Source organism: Streptomyces sp. NPDC006326, from assembly GCF_040612915.1.
GTDB lineage: Bacteria > Actinomycetota > Actinomycetes > Streptomycetales > Streptomycetaceae > Streptomyces.
Genome location: NZ_JBEXRC010000107.1, coordinates 1 through 2,725, shown reverse-complemented (window position 1 = coordinate 2,725; position 2,725 = coordinate 1). Strand labels below are relative to the sequence as shown.

At 74.7% G+C, this 2,725-nt stretch carries 2 protein-coding genes; one reads left to right on the top strand and one right to left on the bottom strand.

What is annotated here, in order from left to right; translation table 11 throughout:
- Window positions 1-59: 59 nt before the first annotated feature.
- Window positions 60-1,331 carry a DUF1015 domain-containing protein gene (locus tag ABZ128_RS35460; protein WP_356854018.1) on the bottom strand — a complete coding sequence of 424 codons (1,272 nt, stop codon included), beginning with the start codon at window positions 1,329-1,331 and terminating at the stop codon, window positions 60-62.
- 140 nt (window positions 1,332-1,471) lie between these two features.
- Between ABZ128_RS35460 and ABZ128_RS35455 the strand changes: the two genes are divergently transcribed.
- Window positions 1,472-2,503 (top strand): HAD-IIA family hydrolase, encoded by a 1,032-nt coding sequence (locus tag ABZ128_RS35455; RefSeq protein ID WP_356854016.1) that lies wholly within the window; start codon window positions 1,472-1,474, stop codon window positions 2,501-2,503.
- Window positions 2,504-2,725: the final 222 nt, after the last annotated feature.

Genomic DNA, 2,725 nt, shown 5'->3' with positions numbered 1-2,725 from the left:
GCGGCCCCCCCCCGCCGGCGGGGGGGGTGCCGCCCTTCTCCATGTCCTGGCCGGTCAGCTCAGTCCAGGCTGCGCAGCACCAGGCCGGTGGCCGGCTTCGGGCCGAAGGAGGTCGACTTGCGGGGCATCGTGACGCCCTGGCGGGCCAGGTCCCGTACGACCGCCTCCCGGACCGGATGCAGCAGGACCGCGGTGCCGCCGTGGCGTTCGGCCATGGCGACGGTGGCGGCGGCGTCGTGTATGTAGGTGATCTGGTCGGGGGTGTCGGGGATCTCCCACAGGGTGTCGAGCAGCGTCGCGTGCAGCACCGTCGCGTCGAGGCGGCGCCACGCCTCGGGGCGGTCGTGGCGGACGGTGCGTTCCAGGAGGCCCAGGTCCGGGTCGGTGACCAGGTGGAAGGTGCCGTCGCCGGCGAGGAGGAAGGCGTTGCCCCGTTCCGCCGCGTCCGCGAGGGCCTCCACCGCGAGCGGCAGCGGGCCTTCGACGCGGCGGACCCGGAAGTGCCCCTCGACGCTCGCCAGGGCGTCCGCGACGGGGAGGCGGCGCAGCATCCGGTGGATGGCGCGGACCTGGAGCGGATAGCGGGTGGTGTCGACGAGGAGGACCAGGCCGAAGTCCCAGGCGGTGGGGGAGCGGTGCTCCTCCTGGAGGCGCAGGTACGTGGCCCAGCGGTGGTGGCCGTCGGCGATCAGGGCCTGGCGGTGGCCGAGGTCGCCGGTGACGACGGCCAGGTCGTCGGGGTCGGTGACCGCCCACAGGCGGTGCTGCATGCCGTCCTCGGTGGTGGTGGCGAGCAGCGGGGTCCCCGCGGCGGTGCGCTCGACGACCTCCGCCGCTCCGGCCCCCGGGCCGTCGCCGAGGTAGGTGAGGAGCAGGGGTTCGAGGTTGGCGCAGGCGGCCCGCATCAGTCCGGCCCGGTCGGTGACCACGTCCGGCATGACGTCCTCGTGGGGGAGGACGATCCCGGCCTCGGCCTTCGAGAGGGCGAGGGCGCCGATGATGCCGCGTTGCAGTACGCCGGCCCTGCGCTGCTCGTACACGTACAGCGCGGGCTCGGGATCGGCGCTGAGGACGCCCTTGTCGAGCCACTCGCGCAGGGTGCGGGCGGCCTGTTCGTTGCGGGCGGCCGGGGTGTCGGCCTGCGGGAGGATCAGGCGGACGATGTTGTGCGGGTCGGCGGATTCGAGGTAGTCGACTCCGTCGGGGCGTACGACCACGTCGTACGGCGGTGAGGTGACGGCGGCCAGGCTGCCGACACGCTCCGGGACGTAGCGCAGTCCGTGGAAGGGGATCACGCGCAGCCCGTGCTCCGCGGTGCCAGGTGTGGTCATTGGTGCATGGTAAGACGCGTCTCGCGATGCGGGATGATCGGGGGAGCAACGCGGCAGCGCATACACGGTCGAGAGCGGTTGGATTCGGCCGGACACCGGTCACGGACCGGTCGGTGGCCGAGCGGAGAGGGAGCGGACAGATGACCCGGCAGAGCAGGACCAGTCCGGCAGGCAGCGAGCGGAGTCTGCACCAGGCGTACGACACGGCCCTGCTGGATCTGGACGGGGTGGTGTACGCGGGCGGTGAGGCGATCGCGTACGCGGTGGAGTCGCTGGCCGGGGCCCGGGCCGAGGGGATGCACCTGGCGTACGTCACCAACAACGCGCTGCGGACGCCGGACGCCGTGGCGGAGCACCTGAACGAGCTGGGGGTCCCCACCGAGGCGGCCGAGGTGATCACCTCGGCGCAGGCGGTGGCCCGGATGATCTCGGAGCAGGTGGAGCCCGGGTCGAAGGTGCTGGTGGTCGGCGGAGAGGGGCTGCGGGTCGCGCTGCGCGAGCGGGGGCTGGTGCCGGTGGACTCCGCCGACGAGGAGGGCCTCGCGGCGGTCGTCCAGGGCTACGGGGGTCCGGACATGCCGTGGGGGCGTTTCATGGAGGCCTCGTACGCGATCAACCGCGGGGTGCCGTGGTACGCGTCGAACACGGACCTGACGATCCCGCAGCCGCGGGGGATCGCGCCGGGCAACGGCGCCGCGGTGGAGGTGGTGCGGATCGCCACGGGCGCGGAGCCGCAGGTGGCGGGCAAGCCGCTGCCCCCGATGCACCGCGAGACGGTCCTGCGCACCGGCGCGAAGCGGCCGCTGGTGGTGGGGGACCGGCTGGACACCGACATCGAGGGCGCGTTCAACGGGGGCGTGGACTCGCTGCTGGTGCTGACCGGCATCGCGGACGGTGCGGAGCTGCTGCGGGCCGAGCCGAAGCACCGGCCGACGTACGTGGACCGGGACCTGCGCGGGCTGCTCACCCCGCAGCCGCCGGTCCAGGCGGTGGCCGACGGGTTCCGGTGCGGGGGCTGGACCGCGGCCGCGCAGGACGGCGTACTGGAACTGCGGGGCGAGGGCGAGGCGCTCGACGGGCTGCGGGCGCTGTGCGCGGCGGCCTGGACCGAGGCGGGGGACGGGTCCTGTGACCTGGACGGTGTCAAGGCGCTGGCCAGGCTGGGGCTCTAGCCTCGGCGGCCTCCCCGGTGTGCGGGCCCCGCAGGCTCCGCCCGGGGTACGGCCGTTGCTCAGGGTAGGCTAACCTAACCTCGTGTTGGTCGAGACTCCCCCCGAACAGAGCGCGGCCCCGGTCGCCGCCCTCCGTGCGGGGCCCCCGGCGCGCCCCCCCCGGCCGCGTGGGGGCCGCGGGGGGCGGGGCGCCCCACCCGTGGCGGCCCACCCCGTGGGGGC